Origin of the sequence: Streptomyces sp. NPDC001828 (assembly GCF_042892175.1) — a bacterium.
Lineage (GTDB): Bacteria > Actinomycetota > Actinomycetes > Streptomycetales > Streptomycetaceae > Streptomyces.
This window is the reverse complement of sequence record NZ_JBIATV010000013.1, coordinates 282,276-304,852: the sequence shown is the minus strand read 5'-3', so window position 1 is coordinate 304,852 and position 22,577 is coordinate 282,276. Positions and strand designations below refer to the sequence as shown.

Below are 22,577 nucleotides of genomic sequence, written 5' to 3'. Positions count from 1 at the left end.
GCGTATTCGAGCCGTGCACTCTGAGGAGTTGCCCGCCCTCCAGGACATCGAGCGAGCCGCAGGGCAGTGCTTCCACGACGTCGGTATGCCGGAGATCGCCGAGGACGAACCGCTCTCGCTGCGCGAACTCGACGGGTACCGGCAGACGGGACTGGCGTGGGTAGCCGTCGACGATGCGGACGTTCCGGTCGCCTACCTGATCGCCGACCGTGTCGATGGCAACCTCCACGTCGAACAGGTCTCGGTGCATCCGGACCATGCGCGCCGCGGCATCGGACGGCTGCTGCTCGACCACGTGGCGCACTGTGCCATCGCCGAGGGGGCGCCCGCCCTCACCCTCACCACGTTCACCGACGTTCCGTGGAACGCCGCCTACTACACACGCTGCGGTTTCCAGGCCATGCGCGACAGCGAGGTCACCCCCGGACTGCGCGGAATCAGGGAGGAGGAGGCGGCGAACGGCTTGAACCGGTGGCCGCGAATCTGCATGCGCAGGACTCTTGCGCCGACACGGGGTGCCGGTGAACAGCAGGGGTGATGTCGGACCCCGGTACCGCAGGTGGGGGGTGCCTGGGAGCCGTGCCGCGTTGAACGGCGAGCCTGCGGCAGCGAGTTGAACGGCGAGGGCCTTCGGGAGGAATCCGAAGGCCCTCGCTGCGTGGGTGCGCCCGCCTTCAGAAGTCGCCCTGTGGCAGCACTCCCGCAGGCGGCGGGTGAAGGTCCGTTCGCGCCGGTCCTCGCCCGGACCAGCGGAGATTTCCTAGGTAGTTACTCGTTGATGACACGGTAGGCGCTGACCCACGCGCCGATGCTCCGGTAACCGGAACCGTCGATGATGATCGCGCCTCCGGTGCAGTTGTAGTTGTCCCACAGCTCCACCCTGCGGGTGGCAACCTCGCTGCGGGCGGATCGGATCCTGTCGTTCCAGTTGTCGCCGACGTACTTGCACTCTCCCGCGTTGCCGGAGAAGTACGTGTCCAGACCCGAGAAGCCCGTCGAGGCGAAGGCGTGCCAGGTGGCGGCCGCCGGAAGAGCGGAGCCGGTGGGGGAACCGGGGGACGAGGACGTGAGGGACTGAGCGGCTGACGGTTGAGCAAGGACGACTGTGCCGGCCAGGGCCACAGCCGTGAGCAGGACTTTACGTATGACGGACAAGGCGTCTCCTTCGATCACCCATAAGGGCCATAAGGGAGAGAGCCCGCGCTGAGCGGACAGTGCCGGCGGCTCTCGCCGGACTGAGGAGGCCATCCCCGAGGCACACAACGGCGAAGCCTGTTTCCCGTTTCCTCTCACGGACGGGAAACGGGAAACAGGCTCCGGAGCCGGTGGGCTGGTAGGCGGGCCACCGGCACCCGCGTTTCCGCCCCGCCCGGGGCCCGCCTCCGCCCCACCGCCACCCCGCCTCCGCCCCACCTGCACCCGCATTTCCGCCGCACCAGCAACCGCGTTTACGCCCCGCCCGCACCGGGGCCGCCGCGGTGTCCGAGTCGTCCGAGTCGTCTTGTGAGGCCGCGCTAGAACGGCTCAAGTCATCTGCTAATAATGGGCAGTTGGCCGATGGGCGGCGGCGCGCGCCGGCTGGACGGCATGCCCCGCGTGCCGGGGCCCGTGTGACGGTTCAGAGTGCGATCACGATTTTGCCGTGAGCACGCCTCTCGGCCTGCGTCGTCACGGCTTCCCGGATCCGCTCGACCGGGAAGGTCGCCGCGATCGGCACTGTGATGCCCAGTGTCAGGCGACCGTTACTCCCCCTTCGATGGAGTCGGTGGAGCGGCTGAGCTCCTCCCAGGCGTCGAGGTCGTCCTGGACGCGCCGACGTCCGGCGGTGACCAGGCGCAGCGCGTCAGAGCCGAGCAGGACGTGCACGGGCGGCTTCTCCGCGTCCAAGAGGGTGAGGATGGCGTCGCCCGCGCGGTCGGGGTCACCGATGCCCTGACCCGCGAGGGCCTGGCGGCGGGTCCGGATCGGGTCGAACAGGGCGTCGTAGTCGGCGATGCTGCGGGGTGCGCGAGCCAGTGACCTGCCTGCCCAGTCGGTTTTGAACGCGCCGGGAGCCACGGCGGTGACCCGCACGCCGAACTGGCCGACCTCTTGGGCGAGGGTGTCGGTGATGCCTTCCAGGGCGTGCTTGGTGCCTTCGTAGAAAGCGAGTCCGGGGAAGGTGGTGTGGCCGCCCATCGAGGTGATGACGAAGATGTGTCCGTCGCGCCGCTCCCGCATGCCGGGAAGGACCGCCTTCAAGGTCGCCACCGTGCCGAATACGTTCACCTCGAACTGGCGGCGCACATCGGCCATCGATGTCTCTTCGATGGTTCCCTCGAGCCCGTAGCCGGCGTTGGCCACGAGCACGTCGATCGGCCCCAGTTCGGCCTCGGCGGCACGCACCGTCGGGGCGATCGCGTCCGAGTCGGTCAGGTCGAGGATGAACGCCCGGGCGCGATCCGGATCCAGGGTCTGGAAGGCGGCCGCATGCTGCTCGGTGCGTACGGTGCCGGCGACCCGGTGTCCGGCCGCCAGGGCTCGTCGGGCGACGGCGAGCCCGAGGCCGGTGCTGACGCCGGTGACCAGGAATGTCTTGCTCATGACAGGTGTCCTTTCGTGGGTGGGGGCCGCCGCTGTACGTGCGTGGGCACGGCGGCATCGACCCCGGGTGCCCGGAGAAGGCGCGTCTGGGGTTGTGGGTGGTGGGTTGCCCGGTCCGAGCGGTGGTCAGGACTCGGCGGCGGTGCCCCGCTCGGCCGGGGTGGCGGGTTCGCTGCCCCAACTGGCCAGGAGACGCAGGCGATCGTGAGAGGGCGAGCCGGACGGCGCCGTATAGACGACGAGCGACTGGCCCGGGTCGGCGACCGAGGTGAAGATCTCGTAGTGCAGATCCAGCTCACCGGCTACAGGGTGGTTGAGGCGCTTGAGGCCGGTGCTGCGTTCCTGGACCCGGTGCTCCGACCACCACGCCGGGAACTCGGGGGAGCGCATCATCAACTCGCCGATGAGGGTGGCGATGTGCTGGTTTCGCGGCTGAGCGGCGGCGGCCAGCCGCAGCCCGTGCACATAGTCGCGGGCGACGCGTTCCCAGTCGCTCCACACCAGGCGAGCGCGTGGATCAAGCAACGTCCAGCGCGCCATGCTGCGTTGCCGGCGTGGCAGCTGGGCCACATCGGGAAACAGCAACGCCCACAACGCGTTCCCACCGACGACAGTGAGGCTGCGGTCGCTGACGAACGCGGGGGCCAGGTCCATCGACTCCAGCATCTGTCGCAACGCCGGTCGTAGCCGTGACGACTGCCCGGGCGGGTCCCTGCGCTCCGCAGTGGTGCCCGCGAGGGCGAACAGATGCCGCCGCTCGATGTCATCGAACCGCAGCGCGTCGCAGAGGGCATGCAGTACCTGCTCCGAGGGCTGCCGGGCACGGCCCTGTTCCAGACGGGTGTAGTACTCGGTACTCATCCCGGCCAGCTGCGCGACCTCACCGCGCTTCAGACCGGCGACCCGGCGACCGGCGCCGAAATCGACCGGCAGACCGATCTCATCCGGCGTGAGTCCAGCACGCCGAGCCCGCAGGAAGTCACCCAAGTCGTTGTTGCCCATGCCCAGAGTCTGCCCCGCACCCGGCCGCGTCCCAAGGGGGTAGCTGGCCCTGCCAGTACTACACACCAGGCCGTACGAGTCGGCCGGCGGCTTGACTCGTCTACGAACTGCGACAAGGTGGCCGAGCAAGGCTACAAACAGCCCCCGTCCGCCAGTTGGCGAGGATTGCCTCCCTCGGCGACCGTCGCACGCGCTGCCACCCGAGCACAGACAAGGAAGCCGTGCTCAGGTGATGAGGAGCGCGATGAGTGGGGCCGCGAGGGCGCACCCGGTGAGGACGGTGATGCGGTGCGCCATGGGCAGGGCCCGTACAGGGGGCATGGCATAGGCGATGGAGGCCAGGGCGCCGCTGATCAGGAGGGAGATGAGCGGGATGAGGGGTCCGCCCATGCGGGGGAGGAATTCCTTGTTCGTGTAGTCCTGTTCGAACAAGCCGGCCAGGGCGCCGACCACCAAGTTCGCCGCCCGGTCGACGACGGGGGCCACCAGGGCCCAGACCACCTGGACGGCCGTGTAGCCGTTGGCCAGAGCTGCGGCAGAGGCCATCAGGCCGGCGAGGAGCTTCGCACCGGGGGAGCTGCTCGGGCCCGTAGCGGCGGGCCTGGGGGCCGAGGAGGAGGGGATCAGCATGGCGTCAGCCTGCCTGCTGCGGGCATCCGATGGGTGAGTACGCATGCTCAACCTGGTGCTGAGTACGGAGCGGCCTCACGCTCAGCTTGAGGTTCAGCGTTCGAGACGGTGGGGCCAGGGTCTCTTGCCGGACGGACACGGGCGGGCACGGGCGAGCGCGGCGGCTGCCGGCAATGGGCTGTCACGGATCGTAGGGCGTGAGGCCGCGTTGTCAGTGCCCCCGCATACAGTCCGGGCGATGGGGCCGGAACGGGGCCACCAGCACAGGAGAACGGCAAGTCTCCCTGGTCTGCGCGGGGGTGGTTACGGCCCAACCGGCGTCCAGGCATCAGTTGAGTGCCACAGTGCAGCCCGCCAGCCCGGCCCCATCGCGCCATCGGACAGTCCCGCACGGCAGCCGCGCCGGGCGACTTGCACCGCGAACGCGCCCGCTTGAGCGCTGTTGTCCGTGGTTGGCGGCAGGGGCTGTTCCGCTACAGGGCTGGGGCGGGCGGTTTCGATGGTCGTGTTGGTGATCTGAGTCACCAACGGGATGCCGGCCCCGACGGGAACGGTCACCAGGGGAGGGGCGCCCTTGGTCGACAGCCGGCAGTCCCTTCGGCGGCCGGTTTGTCAGTGCCTGCGCACTTGAGGCAGGTTTCCTTCTGCGCTCCTGCGCATGCTGGACACAGCACGGCGGACCGACCGCCGCGCGGGGTACGAGCCTGGGAGGGCTCGAGCGTCACCGCCCGGCCGCGACCCCCGTACCCGCCTGGTGGTCGTGGGCGCTCCATCCGTCGCGCCGGTTGCGGTGGACGGTGAAGCGGTCGAAGAGCACGGGCGTGGGGAACGGGTTGGCCGTGGTCGCTTCCTGGGAGTGGTAGTAGCTGACGGTGATGCTGGTACGGCCCCCGGGGAACCGGCCGGGGTCGACGTCGAAGACCGCCACGCCGTAGGGGTGGGCGGTGTCGGGGTCGCGGACCGCCGACCAGGTGGCCTTCTCCTTGGCGTCCGGGTCGGCCTTGAACGGCAGCCGCTTGGTGCGCACGAAGGCGTCCGGGACGCCGCTGCCGTCCGAGTCGCCGAGGTACGTGTCGTCGTGCGAGGCCGTTCCGCCGCCGCCGAGGATCAGGTGGACCGTGCCCTTGGAGGTGTCGATCTCCTTGAGCCCGTCGTCGACGACGCTGGGTCGCAGCAGACTGCCGGGGTCGGTGCCGCGTACCGGGTGCGTACGCTCGTAATCGTGGTCGTGGCCGCACAGGACCAGATCGACCGCGTACCGGTCGAACAGCGGAAGCAGTTGTTCGCGGATGCCGATGTCGCCGCCGTGGCTCGCGGCCGAGGACGACATCGCGAACTGGTGCATCGACACGACGATCCAGTCCACCTCGCGGCCTGCCCGCGCACGTGCCAACGTCCGTTCCAGCCAGCGCAGTTGGGCGCCTTCGCTGTAGCCGCTGATGTAGACCGACCGGCCCGTGGCCGGATCGACGCTGGCGTCGTCCTCGATCGCGATGTCGTTGCCGTCGACCGAGAGGAAGAGCACCGAACCGACCTGGAAGCTGTACCAGTTGCCGCAGTGGTCACGGGTGTGGTTGTCCGGCAGGTCGAACCGGGCGTGGTACGAGGCGTAGCCCAACGCCCCACCTCCCGCCTCGACTTCGTGGTTGCCCGGCGCCGGCATCCAGGGGCGGTTGCGCGCCGAGACCGACATGTTGTTCATGAACGCGTCCCAGCACTGCGGCTGCTGGTCCTGGTTGTTGTTGGCGTACGCCAGGTCGCCGTTGAGGAGGTGGAACAGCGGGTCGAACTGCTCGACCTGGCGCACCGCGGCCGCGCCGTGGATCGCGGACTTGCTCCAGGACGCCGACCCCGTGCCGAGGTCGCCGAAGCTGGTGAACCGGAACGCCGCGCGCTCCCGGCCCGGGGCGGTGCGGAAGGACCCGCGGACCGGGGCGGCGCCGTCGTGCACGATCTCGTAGACGTACGAGGTGTCGGGGCGCAGGCCGTGCAGCCTCGTGTGGTGCGTGTATGTCTCGACCTTGTTCAGGCCGTCGACGTAGGTCCGCGTCCGCGCCGGGAAGGTGTGTCCGAAACCGTCGTGGGCGGTGCCGAGGCGGAGCCGGGGCCGGCGCACCGAAGCGCCGCTCGCCCACGAGACCGTCATCTCGCGCGAGGGCTCGTTGCCGTACTGCAGGTGCACCTGCTCGGGGCCCGCCGTGCCGGCGACGGCGGGCTGGCTCCACAGCAGTGCGGAGGCGGGCACCGTGGCGAGGGCGCCGGCGGCGGCCGTACCCCTGAGAACCGTCCTGCGCGAGGGATGTGTCACTTGCGGCCTCCTGAAGTCCCGGAAATCGTCCGGAGACTGACAGCGGGGGCCGACGTCGCGGACAGCGGGGGAGGGCCGCACGGCGAACAGCAGGTGAACGGGCTTGACGGACCGGGCAATTGACGACGGACGGGCGCGTCTGCCTCGCGGCCCCGGGGTAGCGGTGACCTACCGGGCAGGCTCCCAGCCTCTCGGCTACATCGGCCGCACCAGCCGCGTCTCGTAGGCGAACACCACGGCCTGGACCCGGTCGCGCAGCTCCAGTTTGACCAGGATCCGATTCAGATGGGTCTTCACGGTCGCCTCTGCCAGGTGCAGCAGGGCGGCGATCTCCGAGTTGGACAGGCCGCGGGCCACTTCGGTGAGGACTTCGCGTTCGCGGGCGGTGAGCCGGGCGAGCCGGTCGTCCTTGCCGGGGTCGGCGGCGGCGGGGAGTTGATGGGCGAAGTTCTCCAGGAGCAGCCGCGTGACGCGGGGCGCGACGACCGCGTCGCCGGCCGCCACACTGCGGATCGCGGCGAGCAGTTCCTGCGGCAGCGCGTTCTTGAGCAGGAAACCCGAGGCGCCTGCCCGAAGGCCCGCGAAGGCGTACTCGTCGAGGTCGAACGTGGTGAGAATGAGGACTTTCGAATGCGGTGACTCGGCGACGATGCGCTCGGTCGCCACGATGCCGTCGGTGCCCGGCATCCGCACATCCATCAGTACGACATCGGGCCGCAACTCGCGGGCGAGCCGGACCGCTTCGGCGCCGTCGCCCGCCTCGCCGACGGGTTCCATGTCGTTCTGCGCGTCGAGCACCATGGTGAAGGCCATGCGCAGCAGGGGCTCGTCGTCGACGAGCAGGACACGAATGGGCATGCGGTCACGCTTCGTTCTGATTGAGGGCGAGTACGGCGCGGACCTGCCAGCCGCCGCCCGCGCGTGGCCCGACCGTCAGCTCGCCGCCGTAGGCGGCGGCCCGCTCCCGCATACCGTGCAGACCGTGACCGGTCGTGGCGGCGGGCAACTCGGTTCCGGGACCGTCGTCGGTGACGTCGACGATGATCTTCTGGTCGGCGCAGCTCACGTACACGGACGCGCTGGTGCCGGTGGGCGTGTGCTTGAGGGTGTTGGTGAGCGCTTCCTGGACCAGGCGGTAGACGGTCAGCTGGGCGGCGGCGGGCGTGCCCGCAGGATCGCCGTCGACCGTCAGACAGGTCGGCAGCCCCGCCGCACGCACCTGCTCGGCCAGCGGTTCCAACTGCGCGATGGCCGGCATGGGGTGGCGCAGGGCGTCCGGCTCGTCGGCCCGCAGCACCCCGAGGAAACGCCGCATGTCGGTGATCGCCTGGCGTCCGGTGGTGGAGACCTGGCGCATGGCCGCGGTCGCCCGCTCGGGCGCGCGGTCCTGGGCGAACACCGCGCCGTCGGCCAGGGCCACCATCACCGACAGGTTGTGCGTGACGATGTCGTGCATCTCGCGGGCGATCCGTGAGCGCTCACCGGCGACGGCGAGCTGGGCCTGCTGGTCCCGCTCGCGCTCCAGACGCTGGGCGCGCTCTTCGAGCAGCGCCACCGCGGCCCGCCGGCCGCGCATGTTGATGCCGATGACCGAGGCGGCGACGACCATCGCGGAGAGCCCGACGAACGTCTCGGCTCCCCGGTCGTCGGGCGCCCACCGGATCGCGGCCAGGAGCACCCCGCCCTCGAGCACGCCGATGGCGAGCCACATGCGCTGCCTGGTCGCGTGCGCGGCGACCGCGTACAGGCCGATGAGAAGCGCGATGTCGGCAGGCAGCCGGAGGTCGGCGAGCCACTGGACGAACGCGACCGCGGACATCGTCAGGAACACCGCGAAGGGCGCCCGCCTGCGCCACACGAGCGGTGCCACCATGGGGGCCGTGAAGCCCACGATGGCCCAGGGGTGATCGTGCAGCGGCCGCCGTGCCATGCCGGTGAGGGCCAGGAACACGGCGGCCGCGAACAGCGCGTCGACCGCGCGCGGCGAGAGCCGGGCACGGGCCCACAGCCGGGGGGGGGCCCCCCCGGGGGCCCCCCCCCCCACCCCCCCCCCCCCCCCGGGCGCGCGCCCCCCCCCCCCCCGCCCGCCCCCCCCCGGCGGGGGGGGGGGCGGCCCCCCCCGGGGGCGCCCCCCCCCCCCGCGCCGCCCCCGGGGGGGGGGGGGGCGGCCCCCCCCCCCCGCGGGCCCCCCCCCCCCGCCCCCCCCCACGACTCCACCCACCGCCGCGTCGCGGTCGCGTACGCGTACGTCATGACCGCGCCCGGCAGGGTCGCCGGCGAACGGCGTCACCGGCCGGTGAACCCGCCGCCGGCTTCATCAGGCGTCCCTCCGCCTGAGCGCCACTCCCGCCCCGGCCAGCGCGATCAGCGCGTACAGGCAGAAGAATGCGAACCCGGTCCATGGGGCCAGCGTATGCGGCTCCTGGTGGATGTGGAGCAGCCCCTGCCCCGCGGTACTCGGCAGATACGGGTTGATGTTCTGGAACCACGACGACGGCAGGGCCTCGGCGAGCACCGGCAGGACGAGGAGCACACCGAAGACGCTGGCGATGCCGCCCGCCGTGTTGCGGATCAGAGCGCCGAAGGCCACTCCGAGGAGGCCGACGACCGTGAGGTAGAGCCCGGCCCCGAGAACCGCCCGCACCACACCGGGTGCGGTCAGTGAAGTTCCCAGATGGTGGCCGGACATGGCGGCCTGGCCGATGAGGAACGCCACGAGCGAGGCGGCCGTCGTCAGGACCCATGCCACCACGCCGTAAACCAGGGCCTTGGCCCACAGGACGGGCAGCCGGCGGGGCACTGCGGAGAGCGAGGCGCGGATCATGCCGGTCGCGTACTCGCCGCTGACGACGAGGACACCGAGCACGCCGACGGCCAGCTGGGCCAGATAGAAGCCGCGCAGGCTGACCAGGGTCGGGTCGAAATGGGCCTTCTCGTCGGCGGGCAGGTGGGCCCAGCGGTCGGCCGTGAAGTAGCTGAAGAGCAGACCGAGGCCGATCATCGCGAGGACGGCCGCGAGCAGAGTGAACAGGGTGGAGCGCAGCGAACGCAGCTTGATCCACTCGGAGTGGATCACCCGGACCTGCGTCACCTCGCCGCGGGCCGCGGCCGGGATGATGGATGCCGTCGTCATGCCGCACTTCCTTCGCTGCCCGAGCCGACAAGCTCGGGTGCCGGTGCCTGGAACTCCACGGCATCCCTGGTCAGTTCCATGAACGCCTCTTCGAGGGATGCCTGCTGCGGGGTGAGCTCGGCCAGGGCGATGGCGTGGTCGGCCGCGATGCGCCCGATCCGTTCACTGCTGAGGCCGGTCACCTCCAGGACACCGGGCTCGGGAGAGCCGACCGTGAGGTCCGGGCCCACCAGGAGTTCGCGCAGCTTCTCCGAGTCCGCCTCGGCGGTACGCACCCGTACCGTGTCGCCGGCGGCCCGGGCGGTGAACTCCGCCACGGAGGTGTCGGCGATCAGCCGGCCGCGTCCGATCACGATCAAGTGCTCGGCGGTGAGGGCCATTTCGGACATCAGGTGCGAGGACACCAGGACCGTACGGCCTTCGGCGGCCAGGCCCTTGAGGAGGTTGCGTATCCACAGGATGCCCTCGGGGTCGAGGCCGTTGACCGGTTCGTCGAGGATCACCGTCGCCGGGTCGCCGAGCAGGGCGCTGGCGATGCCGAGCCGCTGTCCCATGCCGAGCGAGAAGCCACCCACGCGCTTCTTGGCCACCTCGCGCAGGCCGACCAGGTCGATCACCTCGTTGACCCGGGCCGCCGGGATGCCGGTGGTGGCGGCGAGGGCCAGGAGGTGGTTGTACGCGCTGCGACCGGTGTGGATCGCGCGTGCCTCCAGCATCGCGCCCACCTCGTGCAGTGGGGCCCGGTGCTCGGCGTAACTCCGGCCGTTCACGACCGCACGTCCCGAGGTGGGGGCGTCGAGGCCGAGGAGCATCCGCATCGTGGTGGATTTCCCCGCGCCGTTCGGCCCAAGGAATCCCGTCACGATGCCGGGTCGCACGGTGAAGCTGAGGTCCGAGACGGCTGTGCGCTCACCGTAGCGTTTGGTGAGGGAATGGGCTTCGATCATGGAAGTTCCTTGCGGGAAAGGGCAATCGGGGGTCCGAACCGGATGCCTCTCACGCTAGGGCCGCCGTCCGACCTGCCACGACGCCCCAGGGACCGACATCGCGGCGCCATCCGTGCACCCCGGGGTTGAACCCGCCTACACCCGGCGATGTACACGCCCTGCCCGATCGGCACGCCGGGCGGCAGGGGGCGCGTCGCGACAGCGGTGGGCGACGGAGTGGTCCGTCCGCAGTGGTTTGCATCAACTCCTGCCGCTGCCAGGGAAGTTGGGAGTGTCCCTTCGGTTCATCTGGATCGTGGGGCGGCCGGTGCGTCCTGCCGGGCGTCCGCTCAAGCCTGGGGGCCGAACTCGGCTGCGGTGAGGTCCGCGAGCCGTTGTGCGGTGTTGAAGTGGGGGGTGAGGCGGGTCTTGGTCATGGCGAACGAGGTCCCGGTGGTGGTGTCGGCATAGACGTAGCTGCCGCCACCACCGATCCAGCCGAAGGTGGTGGGTGCCTCGTCCGGCGGAGTGCCGATCCGGCCGAGCGGATAGCCCAGAGCCAGCCGCGCCTGGTTGCCGAAGATCTGGTCGGTGCCTTCGAAAGCCACGGCCGTCACTTCCTGGAGCTGGTGCGCGTCGATGAGGCGACCGTCGAGGACCGCGGCATTCATGGCGGCGATGCCCCGCGCGGTGAAGGTGCCGACGGACGGGATGTCCGCTCGCAGGACCTCGACGCTGTTGCCCATGGCGGCGGTCGGTCGCATTTCCCACGGCGCGAGAATGCCATCGCCGTCAGGTGGGGCGACCGGGCGCGGTGCGCCGTCCTCAAGCCGTGCCAGCCGGGTCAGCTCGGTTTGGGGCACACCGAAGTACAGCTCGCCTTCGAGGCCCAGGGGTACTGCGACCCACTCGTGCAGGAGCTGCCGCATCGGTTTGCCCGTGACCCGGCGTGCGACCTCGCCGACGAGGAAGCCGTAGGTGAACGAGTGGTAACCCGTCCGCGTCCCGGGCGGCCACAGCGGTTCGGCGTCGGCGATCGCGGCGCAGACTCGCGGCCAGTCGGCGAGGTCGGCAGGGCCGATGGCGCGAGGCATGGCCGGCACGCCGACCGAGTGGGTGAGTACGTGCCGAAGAGTCGCGGACGCCTTGTCGTGGGTACCGAACTCCGGCCACACGTCGACGATGGGCGTGTCGTAGCCGACAGCCCCGCTCCTGACGAGCAGGTGTGCGATCAAGGACGTCATGACCTTGCCGGCGGAGAAGCCGAAGAACGGGGTCTGCGCGGTCGCCCTGCGCCCGGTCCGGCTGTCGTCGACGCCGGCCACGGCGTCCACCACGAGAACACCGTGGTGGTGGACGGCGACCTGCAGGCCCGTCTCGGCCCCGGTGTCCACGAGTTCGTCGAGGACGCTTTGGGTCCTTTGCTGCAGTGAGGGCATCATCGTCTCCGTCTCGGCCAGGTGCGGCGGGTCCGGCTTCGCACCGCCACCCTCGCTCAGTGGGAGTGGTCCACGCGAATCGACCCAGCGGCTGTTTTCGCGGCTGCGGCATTCCGGCGGGCGAAGAAGCTGTCGGTCAGTCCGGCGCCCGTCTTCTGGATCAGGCTGTAGGCGAGGACCGGCAGGAGAACCTGCGGATGGGTGGGCAGTTGGGTGGAGGCGAGGACGGCGCTGGCACTGCTGTTGTTCATGCCGGAGGCGAAGGTGAGGGCGACGGTGTCGCCGTGCGCGGCGTGCAGTGCCTTGGCCAGGGCCCAGCCGACGGTGAAAGAGGCGGCACACATCACGGCGGCCGTCAGTACCGAGGCCGTGAGCAGGGGGAGGTTGGGGTGGCGGAGGAAGCCGCCGAGAGCGCCGGCGGCGTTGGTATAGGTGAGGGCGAGAGCGCTGGCCAGCGACAGCAGCCGCAGCAGCGGCAGGCGGCGTTCCAGTGTGCGCCGGGGGCTGAGCGCCTGGACAAGGAGTCCTGCCAGGCAGGGGATGACGACGCCGGCGAGGGCGAAGGCGCCTCCACTGCTCTGTGCCAGGTGCCCGAGGTCGGTGGCGTACGAGCCTCTGGTCACATGGGCGCCGAGGCTGAGGGTGAGGGGGATGGTGAGCGGGCTGAGGAGGGTCGTGGTCAGCACCAGGCCGAGCAGGAGCGCGGGGTTGCCGCCCGCCCGGTGTCCCCATACGGTGGCGCCGCCCGCGACGGGCATGGCTCCGATGAGTGCCATCCCGGTGACGAGTCCGCTGCAGCCGTCACTGTCGGGCAGCTGCCCGAGGCCGAACGCCACCAGTGGCAGCAGGAGCAGGGGGACGGCCGCGCCAGTGGCGGTTCCTGCCAGCAGGGGCAGGGGGCTGCGCAGCAGGGGCGGTAGCGCGGAGCTCGGCACCTGGAGGGCGGCGGTGAACAGGACGAAGGCCAGCAGCAGTCCTTGCGCCGTGACGGAGTAGGACGAGCCGGCGGAGCCGGACGTGTCGGCGAGGTGCAGCTGCCGGATGGCGTTGCCGGGCGCGGGCAGGAGCAGGGCGGCGCCGTAGGCGACCACTATGGCCCAGGTCAGACGGCGTTGGAGCCAGCCGAGGGACCGGGAAACCGTAAGGACGTGCACGAGCGGCGCTCCTGGGGTGGGGTGAGTCCGGACGTGGATGTGGCCTGCGATGTTCTGACGGGCCTCGGTGTCGGCGCCCTGATGGGGCCGTCGAGGCGATGGCCCTGGCGCCGGTTGGCCAGGAAGAGCGCAGCGCCCGCGGCCACCATCAAGGGCGCGCTCCTACGACGGACAGCGCGCCATCCGCCCACAAGCGGCATGCCGAAAAGGGCGATGCCGTAACTGGGGTACGCGCCTGCGCGATGGGGGCGGTCACGGGTGCGGGTCTCCGGGGCGAGAAGGGTGTTGCCGCTGGCGAGCTGCGAGTGTGCGAGGTGTTCGTCTACAGCCCTGTAGACGATACGGGGCTGGGGTGCCGTTCCGCGGCAGCTGACACAGGCGGGGCGCCATCACGGCCCGAACACCGGTGAAGCGCGGCACGAGACCTCGGGGGCTGCCGCCCGCAGCAGGACGGCGCGCGGGCGGCAGCAGGACGGCGTGCAGAGAACCCCGGTGAGAACAGCTATTCGGGGGCTGACCGGGAGGCGCGTCCGTGAGCCGGAGCGCGGGGGGTGCGCCAAAGACCTGGCCGGCACGGCCGGAGCACACCTCAACCTGACCCGCGCCGCGCCGCGCCGACGACGTTCACGCTGCTGCGACCCCACACGCACTGACGCCGGTCCCTCGGCTTCACCCGCGCCACCCGCAACGGCCGACGACGCTGGGCAACGCGGTCGATCCCATCGGCCGGGTGCGCCGGCCGGGCGTCTTCTGTCAGCCCAGGTCCGCCAACAGGGCGTTCAGCTCGCTCTCCTGCTGTGCCGCCGGCATCGCGGGATTCGTGTGGTCGATGCCGAAGGTCTTGAGGACCTTGTCCATTTGGGCGTCGATGGAGGTCCAGCCGGTGTCGTCAAGGGACTGGAGGGAATCCTGGTCGGCGTCCCACAGGTCGCGCAGCGACTGGGCGGCCGCGTGGGCGCCGACGGCGTCTCCCGCGCGTGCGTCCTTGAGTGAGGTCGATGCGAGGGTCCGCAGCGCGTCGACCTTCGCGGGCGGGAAGTTCTTGGCCGCCTGGCCGGGAGGCAACTGGACCGCGGAGGTGGTGTCGGTCTCCGGCGCCGGACCGACGTGCGGCTGGCTGTGGGCCCAGGCCAGCAGGGCCGCGGTGGCGACGGCAAGCACTCCGAATCCGGCCAGTGCGACGCGTTCCCTGCGCGGGTTCCCGGTGACCTGCGCGCCGTGGGCCGCCTCGCGGGTCTCGGTCACATCCGCGCGGGTCACCGTGAGGTAGACGACCGTCGCCAGGATCAGACCGAGGAAGATCAGGCTGGTGGTGAACGTGCCCAGTTCGAGGCCGGTCGGGTCGCCCGGATTCTGGGCGACCTTGGGGGAGGCGAGCCAGTCGCCGATGTTGGCGCCCAGCGGGCGGGTCAGGATGTAGGCGAGCCAGAAGGACAGCACGGGGTTCGCGCCGAACCGCCACAGCGCTGTGATCGCCGCGATCAAACCGAGCGGCAGCAGCACCGAGACCCCCGGGCTCCAGCCGGTGATCTCCAGAGTCCAGTCGCCGGTAGCGGTGCCGAGCGCGAAGGTGACCAGAACGGCCAGCCAGTAGAACGACTCCCGTGGCAGAGTGGTGACCGAGTGGATCGACAGCGTGCGCTCGCGCAGCCACCACACGCCGAAGACCGCCGCGAGCAGCACCGAGAAGACCGCGGCACTGATCCACAGCGGCACGTTCAGCTGGTCGGTCAGGATGTCGGTGTACAAGGTGCCCGTGACGCTGACAACGACCACCGTCAGCCAGTAGGGGAACGGTACGTATCGCTTCAGCCGCAGCTGGACTGCCAGGACCACCACCAGCACCGCGGTGAAGATCCAGGCCGTGTTCACCAGGCCGACGCCCAGCTGGGTGTTGATCCAGTCGGCGAAGCTCTCACCCACCGTCGTGCACAGGACCTTGATCACCCAGAACCAGACGGTGACCTCGGGGACCTTGTTGAGCATGAGCCGCGTGTTGCGCGCGCGTGCTTCGGTTGTCGTTGTCATGGGGTGAGGTTCGCGCGGGGAACCTGCAGGCAACCTGACTACGTGGCCGGCCGCCCGGCGGGGAACGTCACCTCGACGTGACCGCGTCCGTCCGCGATCGCACGGACCTCCACACCGGCCGAGACGGCGATGCGCCGGACCACCGGAAGCCCCAGGCCGTACCCGTCGCCGCCGGTCACACCCGCTTCGAAGACCCGGTCGACCTCCGCGGGATCGAACCCGGGGCCGTCGTCCAGGACATCGACCACGACGGCCTCGCCCTGGACGCGTGCGGTGAGCCACACGCGCGACCGTGCGTGCCGCAGGCCGTTCTCCAGCAGGGGCGACAGCAGGGCCACGGCGACATCGGCCGCCACGGCGACCTCGACCTTCGTGGGAAAGCCGACCTCGACCGCGCGGCCGGCGATCGCCCGGCGTGCGGCGGACCTCAGATCGCACCGCGTGCCGGCGTCCACCCGGGTGCGCGAGGCGCGCAGGATCGTCGTGATCGCCGCATTGAGGCGGTCGACCTCGCGCAGCACCGTCTCCGGCGCCACGAGTTCGCCGGACAGCTGCGCCAGCTGGGCCTCGCCCCGCAGGACGGTGAGCGGTGTTCGCAGCTCGTGGGCGATCTCGTCGGTGAGCCGGCGTTCGTCCGCCAGCGCGTTGTCGACGCGCTCCAAGAGGTGGTCCAGGGTCCGTCCCAGTTCCCCGAACTCGTCGCGTGGCACTCCGAGGTTGAAGCGCCGCCCGGGTTCGTGGTGCCCCCAGTCGTCGGCGAGGGCGGCCATCTCGTGCACGACCCGCAGCGCGCGGCGCACCACGAGGTGCGCGACACCGCCGGCGAGGAGGATGGCGAGGCCGCCCAGTATCAGGGACAGGGCCAGGCTGCGCTGCTCGGACGTCTCGTAGGGCGTGAGGTCCACCCGGACGACCACCATGACGTGGTGACCGTCGAGCGGGATCTTCCGCGCGTACAGGAGGTAGTTGCCGACGGTGGTGGTCTGCGATCGCCCCGAGCCTGCCAGCGCCTCGACGCGCCCGACCACGCTCGACGGTACGTTCCCGTCGATCAGGCGGCCGTCGGCGTAGACCCAGGCGACCTCGTCCAGTGCCTCGCTGCTGTTCTCAGTCAGCACGACACGGCCCCCCACAGCGGTGACGTTCCCCGCGACCGCGTCGGCGCGGGCGCGCGCCAGATCGCGCGCGTCGGCGTCCGTCACCCGGCTCAGGAGCACGTGCGAGACCACGACCAGCGTCGCGACCACGGCGGTGGCGATCAGCACAGTGAGCGCGACGACTCTTCTGCGGAACCCCGTCACTGCCATCGGTAGCCCACGCCGCGAACGGTCGCCAGATGCTCGGCCACACCCAGCGGACCGAGCTTGGTCCGCAGGCGGCGTACGAAGGAGTCGAGGGTGTTGTCGCTGACCTGCGCTCCGTGTGGCCAACCGGCGGCGATGAGGGCGTGGCGACGGACCGCGTCCCCCGGCGAGGCGATGAGGCGACCCAGCAGCCGGAACTCGGTCGGGGTCAGGCTCTCACTCACCGAGCCGCAGGTAACCACGTGCTTCGCAGGATCCAGTACGACCTCGCGAGGCGCGGGCGCCACGGTGGCCCGGCGAAGCAGCGCACGGACCCGAACCAGCAGCTCCGGGACGTCGAAGGGCTTGGTCATGTAGTCGTCGGCGCCCGCCTCGAAGCCGCCCACCTTGTGGTGGAGTCCGTCCAGGGCGGTGAGCATCAACACCGGCGCGTCGACGCCGCGCGCCCGAAGAGCCACGCAGACATCGCGCCCGTCGGCGTCCGGAAGCCCGAGATCCAGGACGACCAGCTGGGGTACCCGCTCGAGCTGCCGCAGCAGGCCATCGGCCGTGGCGGCAACGCAGACGGTATGGCCGTCGTGCTCCAGGGCGCGCTTGATGACGCTGCGAACAGCCACGTCGTCTTCGCACACCATGATGAGGGCCACGTGGTGACCCTAGATACTCCTGTCCCACATCTCCATCTGCGCTGATCAGCGCCTGACGATCGGAACGGACGCTGGTGATGCGCACTGCCGCGGTACGACGAAGCCGGGGAGGACGGCCGTGCGGGTCGCCATCGTCTGCCGGATCTTGCCGAGCTTCGGGGGACCCGGAGATCACTGAGGGAATCAGGTGTTCATAGATTGGGCTGTCAGAACGACACGTGGAAGATGGAACGTGATGGGGCCGACTTTGACGTGGACCCCGAGTCGATCGTGGCAAGGGGTGTGACCTCGGGAGCGGACATCTACTGCTGGGTGACCACGGACGATGACCCGTATCGGTGGCCTGTCCTGATCTGTGGGAGGCACACTGACCCGAAGACGCGGTTGCTCCCCCTTGGGATGGCCGAGTTCCTGCACAAGCTCCTGAGCGACGAGCTGTTTCGGCAGGACAACATCAGCGTGGTCATGCCGGACGAGTCCTCCTTCGTCAACTGGCGGAACGAATGGGCGGTTTCCCGCGGATGGCGCGGATGGCCCGGATGGCCAGACGGATATGGCGGCGAGGTGACGCTTCGCGATATGCGGCACGCCAAATAGGCGCCGCCCCAGCGGAAAGTGCCTCCGGGCCGAGATCGCCCATGACCACCTGTACATTCGGGCACACCCGGGTCAACGTGCAGCATTCAAGGAGCAGTTGGGCGGTCAACTAAGCGCCACTGCACGGGTGACAGGCTCCAATGCGACTAGGATCCGCCTCTTCGATCTCGCTGAATGCTGCGGAAACCCGGTCGGGTCGGGTTTACCCGATGCCGGTGGCGGACAGCGCGGTCGTCCAGTCGGTGGCTATGGCGTGGCGGGCGTCGTCGAGGCCGACCTGGCCGTTGCAGACGGCGGTCTTCAGCTTGTTCTCGACGGTGTCCTTGTTCCCAGCGGTCTTCCCTCCCGTGCTGTAACGGGGCTCTGGCCACAGGTTCTTCGGGGCCCGGGGTGCTCCGCCGAGTTCCAGGGGGACGAGGTGATCCTCCTCGTAGTCGGCGGTGGAGGTGTCGCTGTAGCCGTAGGCCGTGATCTGCTGGACCTTCAACGGGTTGGTGTACGAGGTCGGCGGGCGGACGGTGCTGGTCCAGCCGGGAACGCAGATCGTTGACCCTATGGTCGCCTGGGTGACGTCCGGGTTGTAGTCACCCGGCTGACAGACGGGGTCGGGCAGTGGCAGGTAGGACTGTGAACAGGTGGCGGCCGGGGCGGCGTGCGCGGTCGCGGAAGAGAGGACCAGCCCCGCCGAGGCGAGGACCAACGCGCAGGATGCGGCGGCGAGTCGGCGTGTGCGTTGCATGTGAGGGGCTCCGTCGGTCGGTGCCCGACTCCGTGTGCCGGGCAACTGACGGCATGACACCACCGGCGCGGTCTATGCGAGTAGAGCCGGCAGGTGAACAGGTGGCGACCTGCGCAACCCATACCCGCTCATGGGCAGGTCCTGACTGGGCGTTGAGATCCCCTTGGTCGTAAGCCCGTGCAAAGCGGCCTCCGGCTCCGCGTACGACGGGTTGACGTATCCCGGCGCCGCCCGTGCCCACCCTGCTCGGGCGCACACAGCCCCCGATCTTGGGCGACTCGACCTGGGCGCTAGCCTCAGCGGATGACTCCTGAGCCGCCACCGAAGGTCATCACGCGTCACCACGAAGGGCGGATCCACGCCTACGTCGTGGGCAACGACGTCTACGGGACGCTGGCGCCCGCAGCGGTGTTCCAGGTGCGGGACGGTGACGAGGTGGTGGCGTCGGTGGTTCGGCAGGATCTGGAGCGGGTCGTGTACACGACCCTGCACGGAGTCGTCTGCCTCACGCGTGCCGGCGGCCTCGTATGGGCCTCGGACTTCGAGCCGCACTCTGACGTACGCCATGGCCAGCAGCCTGACTGCGTGCTGTCCACGGACGACCGGACGGCGTGGGTGTATCGGCCGGATGCGATGGCGGGACGCGGGGGCGGGGACCAGTGGGTCGTGCACGACGCCGACAGCGGAGTAGTTCTCGCCCGCCATGATCTGGAGACGGTCGGGCACGGCGCGTTCCACCACGTGCATCCCGTGGACGGCAGCATCTACCTCGACATCGGTGAGGGCCAGGACGGCTCGGTCATCCTCCGGGGTACGGGAGGGGCGGACGGTGAGCGGGAGTTCGTGACGTACCCGTGGTCGGACCGCTGCCTGATCGACCTGGCGCCGTCCGGGCGGCAGTTCATGACCGTGGACCACCACCAGGCAGACGTCGCCTTCCACGAACACCCCACCGGGGACGTACTCTTCACCATCCCCGTCGAAGCCTTCGGGTACGACCCGGAGGAGTCCTTCGTGGAGTGGAGCGGCGGCTACCTGAGCGAGGACACGGCCATCGTGACCGTGGGCGGCGAGAGTCAGGACGAGGAGGAGTGGTTCCGCCACCACCTGGTCGACGTACGCACGGGCACGCTCAGCGGCGAACTCACCGTAGAGGTGAGCAACCCGTACGAGCTGGTACTCCTGGGCGACGATTCCTGGCTCACCGGCGGCCCCGGCGACCACCCTGTCCGCTGGTCCCGCACTCCGCGGCCGTCCGCATCGCCAGGCCCGGCCGTACCAAACCTTCCCTGCGAGAAGCGGCAACCGTGACGGCAAACACCCGAGTACCACTGATCCCTCAGGCGTCTGAAGGCTTGAGCCGGCGAGCTCGGTACTTCGTCGAGGGGCACGGGCTGCGTGTTCCGCACCGCGATCTGAAGCCCTATCGCGAGGTGTGGCTCGAGCAAGGGATTCCGGACGCCGAGATCGACCGGGCGGTGGCCTTCCAGGAGCTCTGGGGTGGTCTCGCCCTGCCCCCGTCCCCCGAATACGAGGGCGGGCCACGCGTTCTGGAAGCAGATGCCCCCGAGGGCTCGGCCGCGGACGGATGGCGGTTCTCGGCCGGAAGCTGCCGAGTCTCCATGGCCCATGGGTTCATGATCGGACCGGGAGGTGAGTTCGGGATCGATGCCGACCATTGGACGCCGCTGCACGCCGGCACAGAGGGATGGGTGGAAGCCCTGGCGCTGGCCAGCCACGCGGGCTACTGGGCCAGGACCATCACGAAGGTCAAAGGCAGCGCCGTCGAAGACCTGGACCTCGACGGATTCGAGCCGGTACCCGAAGTCCAGGGACTCGCTGACACCTGGTGGCGGGGCAAGGACTCGCTCGTCGCCGTCTACCGCGGCGCAGCCTCAGGCTTCAACGCCCCCCACTGCCTGAGGGCTTCCATCTACGCCGGGCTCGATGCGTGGGGCCTGGGCGGCACCTGACTCCCGAAGGCCAAGCTCTCTTGGGTCCCGCGCTGGGCGTTGAGGTTGGCCGTCGTCCCGCCGACCCTGCGGCTGAGGATGGTCGGTGCTGTGGGGCGGCCGGTTCCTCCAGGAGCAGCCTGTTGAACGATGTTCCCCAGGGATGGTCAACTAGTGCCATTTGCCTAGGTGTTGGGCATGACAGAGCGCTGTGAGGCGCAAGTTGTGGGGCTGCCAACAGGAACGCTGGTGCAACTCGTGCAACACCTATCGCGCGCGCGTCACGGGCCACGGCCACGCCGCCGATCCCTGCCAAGCCCCGATGGCCCCTGCACACCTGGCGGGTGCCCCACCGCAGAGAAGACCCCGGGGCGCCATGCGTGACGTGGGTACGCTCCCGTTCGAGAGCAGCGCGTCCGTCCGGGAGGGGCCCCGCCATGACAGTCCGCAAGCCCGTCGACATCCTCGAGTTCTCCGACGACCTGCACTCCGCGGACACCGAGCCGTTGCGGGAGTTCCTGCGTGCGCGCCTTACCGAGCTCGCCGAGCGTCAGGAGGAGGGCAGTGAGGCGGCCTGGGCCGCCTTCCGGCTCCGGCAGAGCACGGACCGTACCGCCCTGTGCCTGTCCGATCTGCTGACCAGCTGGGGCATGGAGGTGGATGCAGGCCGTGCACAGGAGCCGGGACTTACCCAGCGGCTGCGTCAGGACATCCAGATGTGGTGGAACGAACTGTGCCTGACCGCCGCCCAGTTCCGCGACCACCCCGACTATCGGCCGCGCTGGCGCCACCTGGAATACCCGAGCGTCGAGTTCGCCGAGTGGCACGAGCATCTGACGGACGGCTTCTCCACCGGCACCTATCACGACGGCGCCCACCCGTAGCCCGGTTGGAATACCGGTTCAGCAGGGGGAGTTCGTAAGGAGTGCCCCGTGCGGGGTCGCGCGCCTCTCCGGGCTCCGGCCGGCCGTTCCCCAGGGGCGAGTGAAAGACAGGTGAGAGATGAAGTCCGTCATCCGGGCGGCTGCCGGCGGCCCCGAGGTCCTGCAACTCGTCGAGCGTCCGGTTCCCGAACCGGGCCCGGGCGAGGTACGAGTGCGTGTGCACGTCTCGGGCGTCAATCCGACCGACTGGCGCAGCCGCAGACGAGCGCTGCCGCCGGGCATGAGCGAGCAGGTGCCCCACCAGGACGGTGCCGGCGTGATCGACGCCGTCGGACCGCAGGTCGACCCGAGTCGGGTCGGACAGCGGGTGTGGCTCTGGGAGGCCGCGTGGGAGCGACCCTGGGGAACAGCTCAGCAGTACACGCTCGTTCCCGACCGGCATGCCGTTGCCCTGCCTGATCACGCGCCGTTCGAGCTCGGTGCGGCCCTGGGCATCCCGGCGCTCACCGCTCACCGCGCGCTGACCGTTCATGACGGGGGACCGGGACGCGTTGCGCCCGGCACTCTGACTGGCGCGACCGTGCTGGTGGCAGGCGGCGCCGGCGCGGTCGGCAACGCGGCCGTCCAGCTCGCCTGCTGGGCCGGGGCGCGTGTGGTTACCACGGTCAGCAGCCCTGCCAAGGCCGTGTTGGCGCGCGCGGCCGGTGCCCATCGGGTGGTCAACTACCGTACGCAGGACGCGGCATCGGAGATCCTGGCGTTCGCCCCCGGGGGAGTCGACATCGTCGTGGAGGTCGCGCCGGGCACCAACGCCGCCCTCGACATCGCGGTGGCCGCGCCGGGAGCCGTGGTGGCCTTCTACTCGGGTGGCGAGGGCGAGCAGCTGTCCGTCCCGGTGCTCTCCTCGCTGCCGGCGAACCTGCGTTGGCAGAGCGTCTTCGTCTACTCGGTGCCGCCCAGGGCGAAGCGGCAGGCAGTCGCCGATGTCACGGCAGCGGTGAGCGCGGGCGCGCTCAGGGTGGGCGAGGAGGCCGGCCTGCCGATGCACCGCTTCACGCTGGAACGCACTGCCGAGGCCCACGCCGCGCTCGAACAGGGCGTGGTCGGGAAGGTCCTGCTCGATGTCCCGTGAACGGCCGCGCCTGCTGGTGGCCGGGGCCGGTGGACGCGGGGGCGGGCCTTGCTCCGCACGGGAACGTACACGGGCTCGTGCCTCGGGGACCAATGAACCAGGGGTCGGCGTCAAGCATT

At 70.3% G+C, this 22,577-nt stretch carries 21 protein-coding genes and 1 pseudogene; 6 read left to right on the top strand and 16 right to left on the bottom strand.

Annotated features, from left to right (window positions below; translation table 11 throughout):
• Positions 1-538, top strand: a 538-nt coding sequence (locus tag ACFYZA_RS31625) for a GNAT family N-acetyltransferase (protein WP_388494186.1), incomplete at its 5' end; no start/stop codon positions are given.
• Positions 539-768: 230 nt separating this feature from the next.
• Here ACFYZA_RS31625 and ACFYZA_RS31620 read toward each other — a convergent pair.
• From ACFYZA_RS31620 to ACFYZA_RS31550, 15 genes and pseudogenes are all read right to left on the bottom strand, one after another.
• Positions 769-1,155 (bottom strand): peptidase inhibitor family I36 protein, encoded by a 387-nt coding sequence (locus ACFYZA_RS31620; protein ID WP_382593288.1) that lies wholly within the window; start codon positions 1,153-1,155, stop codon positions 769-771.
• Positions 1,156-1,618: 463 nt separating this feature from the next.
• Positions 1,619-1,723, bottom strand: a pseudogene (locus tag ACFYZA_RS31615) (NADP-dependent oxidoreductase); the annotation flags it as partial.
• Positions 1,724-1,731: 8 nt separating this feature from the next.
• Positions 1,732-2,583, bottom strand: a complete 852-nt coding sequence (locus tag ACFYZA_RS31610; protein WP_388494185.1) for an oxidoreductase — start codon at positions 2,581-2,583, stop codon at positions 1,732-1,734.
• Between the two features lie 126 nt (positions 2,584-2,709).
• Entirely contained in the window at positions 2,710-3,585 is an 876-nt protein-coding gene (locus ACFYZA_RS31605; RefSeq protein ID WP_388494184.1) for a helix-turn-helix transcriptional regulator, read from the bottom strand.
• A 225-nt stretch (positions 3,586-3,810) separates the two neighbouring features.
• Positions 3,811-4,215: a hypothetical protein gene (locus tag ACFYZA_RS31600; protein WP_388494183.1), complete on the bottom strand. Its 405-nt coding sequence runs from the start codon at positions 4,213-4,215 to the stop codon at positions 3,811-3,813.
• A gap of 721 nt (positions 4,216-4,936) precedes the next feature.
• A complete protein-coding gene (locus ACFYZA_RS31595) occupies positions 4,937-6,523 on the bottom strand; it encodes a purple acid phosphatase family protein (protein WP_388494182.1) in 1,587 nt (528 codons plus the stop codon).
• A 195-nt stretch (positions 6,524-6,718) separates the two neighbouring features.
• Positions 6,719-7,381 carry a response regulator gene (locus tag ACFYZA_RS31590; RefSeq protein ID WP_382593303.1) on the bottom strand — a complete coding sequence of 221 codons (663 nt, stop codon included), beginning with the start codon at positions 7,379-7,381 and terminating at the stop codon, positions 6,719-6,721.
• A gap of 4 nt (positions 7,382-7,385) precedes the next feature.
• Entirely contained in the window at positions 7,386-8,474 is a 1,089-nt protein-coding gene (locus ACFYZA_RS31585; protein ID WP_388494181.1) for a sensor histidine kinase, read from the bottom strand.
• A 366-nt stretch (positions 8,475-8,840) separates the two neighbouring features.
• The gene (locus tag ACFYZA_RS31580) at positions 8,841-9,656 is read right to left on the bottom strand and encodes an ABC transporter permease (RefSeq protein WP_388494180.1); all 816 of its coding nucleotides are present in this window, start codon (positions 9,654-9,656) and stop codon (positions 8,841-8,843) included.
• Positions 9,653-10,603, bottom strand: coding sequence for an ABC transporter ATP-binding protein (locus ACFYZA_RS31575; RefSeq protein WP_388494179.1), 951 nt, complete (start codon positions 10,601-10,603; stop codon positions 9,653-9,655). The genes ACFYZA_RS31580 and ACFYZA_RS31575 overlap by 4 nt, the downstream gene beginning before the upstream one ends.
• 329 nt (positions 10,604-10,932) lie before the next feature.
• On the bottom strand, positions 10,933-12,021 hold the full coding sequence (locus tag ACFYZA_RS31570; RefSeq protein WP_388494178.1) for a serine hydrolase domain-containing protein: 1,089 nt from the start codon (positions 12,019-12,021) through the stop codon (positions 10,933-10,935).
• 56 nt (positions 12,022-12,077) lie between these two features.
• Positions 12,078-13,175, bottom strand: coding sequence for a bile acid:sodium symporter (locus ACFYZA_RS31565; RefSeq protein WP_388494177.1), 1,098 nt, complete (start codon positions 13,173-13,175; stop codon positions 12,078-12,080).
• Positions 13,176-13,928: 753 nt separating this feature from the next.
• The gene (locus ACFYZA_RS31560) at positions 13,929-15,203 is read right to left on the bottom strand and encodes a hypothetical protein (RefSeq protein WP_388494176.1); all 1,275 of its coding nucleotides are present in this window, start codon (positions 15,201-15,203) and stop codon (positions 13,929-13,931) included.
• A 38-nt stretch (positions 15,204-15,241) separates the two neighbouring features.
• Positions 15,242-16,510 (bottom strand): sensor histidine kinase, encoded by a 1,269-nt coding sequence (locus ACFYZA_RS31555; protein WP_388494175.1) that lies wholly within the window; start codon positions 16,508-16,510, stop codon positions 15,242-15,244.
• Positions 16,501-17,154: a response regulator transcription factor gene (locus tag ACFYZA_RS31550; protein WP_388494174.1), complete on the bottom strand. Its 654-nt coding sequence runs from the start codon at positions 17,152-17,154 to the stop codon at positions 16,501-16,503. The genes ACFYZA_RS31555 and ACFYZA_RS31550 overlap by 10 nt, the downstream gene beginning before the upstream one ends.
• A 399-nt stretch (positions 17,155-17,553) precedes the next feature.
• Between ACFYZA_RS31550 and ACFYZA_RS31545 the strand changes: the two genes are divergently transcribed.
• Complete coding sequence (locus tag ACFYZA_RS31545) at positions 17,554-17,751, top strand: hypothetical protein (RefSeq protein ID WP_388494173.1); 198 nt, start codon at positions 17,554-17,556, stop codon at positions 17,749-17,751.
• Between the two features lie 202 nt (positions 17,752-17,953).
• On the opposite strand, the gene ACFYZA_RS31540 is transcribed toward ACFYZA_RS31545, so the two are convergent.
• Complete coding sequence (locus ACFYZA_RS31540; protein WP_388494172.1) at positions 17,954-18,490, bottom strand: hypothetical protein; 537 nt, start codon at positions 18,488-18,490, stop codon at positions 17,954-17,956.
• Positions 18,491-18,793: 303 nt separating this feature from the next.
• On the opposite strand from ACFYZA_RS31540, the gene ACFYZA_RS31535 reads away from it, so the two are divergent.
• The 4 genes from ACFYZA_RS31535 to ACFYZA_RS31520 all read left to right on the top strand — a co-directional run bounded on the left by ACFYZA_RS31535 (position 18,794) and on the right by ACFYZA_RS31520 (position 22,458).
• The gene (locus ACFYZA_RS31535; protein ID WP_388494171.1) at positions 18,794-19,801 is read left to right on the top strand and encodes a hypothetical protein; all 1,008 of its coding nucleotides are present in this window, start codon (positions 18,794-18,796) and stop codon (positions 19,799-19,801) included.
• Positions 19,798-20,463, top strand: a complete 666-nt coding sequence (locus ACFYZA_RS31530) for a hypothetical protein (protein ID WP_388494170.1) — start codon at positions 19,798-19,800, stop codon at positions 20,461-20,463. The genes ACFYZA_RS31535 and ACFYZA_RS31530 overlap by 4 nt, the downstream gene beginning before the upstream one ends.
• A 416-nt stretch (positions 20,464-20,879) precedes the next feature.
• Positions 20,880-21,326 carry a hypothetical protein gene (locus ACFYZA_RS31525; RefSeq protein ID WP_388494169.1) on the top strand — a complete coding sequence of 149 codons (447 nt, stop codon included), beginning with the start codon at positions 20,880-20,882 and terminating at the stop codon, positions 21,324-21,326.
• Positions 21,327-21,444: 118 nt separating this feature from the next.
• Positions 21,445-22,458: an NADPH:quinone reductase gene (locus ACFYZA_RS31520; RefSeq protein ID WP_388494168.1), complete on the top strand. Its 1,014-nt coding sequence runs from the start codon at positions 21,445-21,447 to the stop codon at positions 22,456-22,458.
• The last annotated feature ends 119 nt before the right edge of the window (positions 22,459-22,577 follow it).

What these genes read in the sequence shown, in the direction of transcription:
- ACFYZA_RS31610 (WP_388494185.1), bottom strand. Translation starts at nt 2,583, where the DNA reads ATGAGCAAGACATTCCTGGTCACCGGCGTCAGCACCGGCCTCGGGCTC.
- ACFYZA_RS31520 (WP_388494168.1), top strand. Translation starts at nt 21,445, where the DNA reads ATGAAGTCCGTCATCCGGGCGGCTGCCGGCGGCCCCGAGGTCCTGCAA.
- ACFYZA_RS31580 (WP_388494180.1), bottom strand. Translation starts at nt 9,656, where the DNA reads ATGACGACGGCATCCATCATCCCGGCCGCGGCCCGCGGCGAGGTGACG.
- ACFYZA_RS31525 (WP_388494169.1), top strand. Translation starts at nt 20,880, where the DNA reads ATGACAGTCCGCAAGCCCGTCGACATCCTCGAGTTCTCCGACGACCTG.
- ACFYZA_RS31540 (WP_388494172.1), bottom strand. Translation starts at nt 18,490, where the DNA reads ATGCAACGCACACGCCGACTCGCCGCCGCATCCTGCGCGTTGGTCCTC.
- ACFYZA_RS31545 (WP_388494173.1), top strand. Translation starts at nt 17,554, where the DNA reads ATGGCCGAGTTCCTGCACAAGCTCCTGAGCGACGAGCTGTTTCGGCAG.
- ACFYZA_RS31535 (WP_388494171.1), top strand. Translation starts at nt 18,794, where the DNA reads ATGACTCCTGAGCCGCCACCGAAGGTCATCACGCGTCACCACGAAGGG.
- ACFYZA_RS31590 (WP_382593303.1), bottom strand. Translation starts at nt 7,381, where the DNA reads ATGCCCATTCGTGTCCTGCTCGTCGACGACGAGCCCCTGCTGCGCATG.
- ACFYZA_RS31570 (WP_388494178.1), bottom strand. Translation starts at nt 12,021, where the DNA reads ATGCCCTCACTGCAGCAAAGGACCCAAAGCGTCCTCGACGAACTCGTG.
- ACFYZA_RS31600 (WP_388494183.1), bottom strand. Translation starts at nt 4,215, where the DNA reads ATGCTGATCCCCTCCTCCTCGGCCCCCAGGCCCGCCGCTACGGGCCCG.
- ACFYZA_RS31605 (WP_388494184.1), bottom strand. Translation starts at nt 3,585, where the DNA reads ATGGGCAACAACGACTTGGGTGACTTCCTGCGGGCTCGGCGTGCTGGA.
- ACFYZA_RS31555 (WP_388494175.1), bottom strand. Translation starts at nt 16,510, where the DNA reads ATGGCAGTGACGGGGTTCCGCAGAAGAGTCGTCGCGCTCACTGTGCTG.
- ACFYZA_RS31575 (WP_388494179.1), bottom strand. Translation starts at nt 10,603, where the DNA reads ATGATCGAAGCCCATTCCCTCACCAAACGCTACGGTGAGCGCACAGCC.
- ACFYZA_RS31560 (WP_388494176.1), bottom strand. Translation starts at nt 15,203, where the DNA reads ATGACAACGACAACCGAAGCACGCGCGCGCAACACGCGGCTCATGCTC.